Below are 1,277 nucleotides of genomic sequence, written 5' to 3'. Positions count from 1 at the left end.
CAAAACTGTAGACATTGAAAAAACACCGGGGTTATGCAACCGCCTGATTTCTGTATTCGACAGGAGTCAGGCGGTTTAGTTTTCGCTGAGCACGTTGGTGATTATAGAAATAGATATATTCTTCCGTTATTCTTTGAGCTTCATCGATATCTGCGATAGGATAATAGTAGAGAGCTTCCACTTTCAAATGGGAAAAGAAGCTTTCGATACAGGCATTATCAAAACAATTGCCTTTACCTGACATACTGGGCGTGATGTGGTGGTCAGCCAGTATGTTATGGTAATCCTCAGACGTATATTGGGCTCCTCGATCACTGTGAAGGATCGGAGGTCCCATTGCGTCTTTTTCTTTATGAACAGCTTCTTTTACGGTATCCAGCACAAAGGTTAAGTCATAGGAATCACTGATTTGATAAGCAATGATTTCCTTGGTGTATAAATCCATAATCGTGGATAAATAACGGTGTTCCTGTCCCACAATAATATAAGTGATATCGGTAACCCATTTCTCATTTGGTTTCTCCGCCTGGAAGTTCTGCTCTAAAACGTTGTCCGCGATATAAGGCTTCATCACTTTTTTCATACGAAGCTTCGTGCTGCGTTTCCTGCGTATTTTAGCTTTTAAGTTCATTTCATCCATCAGGCGATATACTTTTTTATGGTTCACCTTCCATTGATCCTGTCGGATTAATTCATCTTGAATTCGTCGATACCCAAACCGGTGATCAAAAGCTTCATAAAGCTCCCAAATTCGGTTTCGCAAGAAACGATCCTTATCCGGGCATTTCCTGCGTGCACGGTATTTGTGGTATCCACTCCTGGAAACGCTAAGGTAAGCACACAATTCTTCGATCGTGTAGGTTCCCCGTAAAACATCAATTACTTGATAGGCCGTTAACGCTTCTCCTTTCCTAGAATCTCGAAATACTTTTTTAACACATCATTCTCCATTTCCAACGAACGGATATACCGTTCTTGATCGGTATGTTCCCCATTCTTCTTTGACCCTCGCCCACGCCTGTCAACCAAACCGTAAGCGCCCTGTGCTCGGTATTTCCTTGCCCAAGCCTTAATCAAGTCCTTATCATGAATACCTAATTTATTGGCAATCTGCCGTTTCGTCCAACCTTTTTTCTTTAAAGTTAAGGCTTCCATTTTCAGTTCGAATGGGTAAGTTTTTTTCTTTTGTCCTTTTAAAGCCATAAAAATGCACCCCTTAAAAATCGTACGTTGTAACCGGGGGTTTTTTCAACGTCTATTTTAAGGGGTGCACACTA

General features: G+C 41.3%; 2 protein-coding genes. Both read right to left on the bottom strand.

What is annotated here, in order from left to right; all coding sequences use genetic code 11:
- Positions 1–31: 31 nt before the first annotated feature.
- Positions 32–880, bottom strand: coding sequence for an IS3 family transposase (locus tag BLV00_RS21600; protein WP_143030759.1), 849 nt, complete (start codon positions 878–880; stop codon positions 32–34).
- Positions 881–894: 14 nt separating this feature from the next.
- Positions 895–1,203, bottom strand: coding sequence for a helix-turn-helix domain-containing protein (locus BLV00_RS22445; protein ID WP_245729040.1), 309 nt, complete (start codon positions 1,201–1,203; stop codon positions 895–897).
- Positions 1,204–1,277: the final 74 nt, after the last annotated feature.

Source organism: Thalassobacillus cyri (assembly GCF_900107755.1).
GTDB classification, from domain to species: domain Bacteria; phylum Bacillota; class Bacilli; order Bacillales; family Halobacillaceae; genus Thalassobacillus; species Thalassobacillus cyri.
Note: the sequence above shows the minus strand (reverse complement) of the source record. Positions and strands in the feature narration are given on the sequence as shown.

Coding starts and splice junctions, on each gene's coding strand:
- BLV00_RS22445 (WP_245729040.1), bottom strand. CDS start 1,203: ATGGCTTTAAAAGGACAAAAGAAAAAAACTTACCCATTCGAACTGAAA.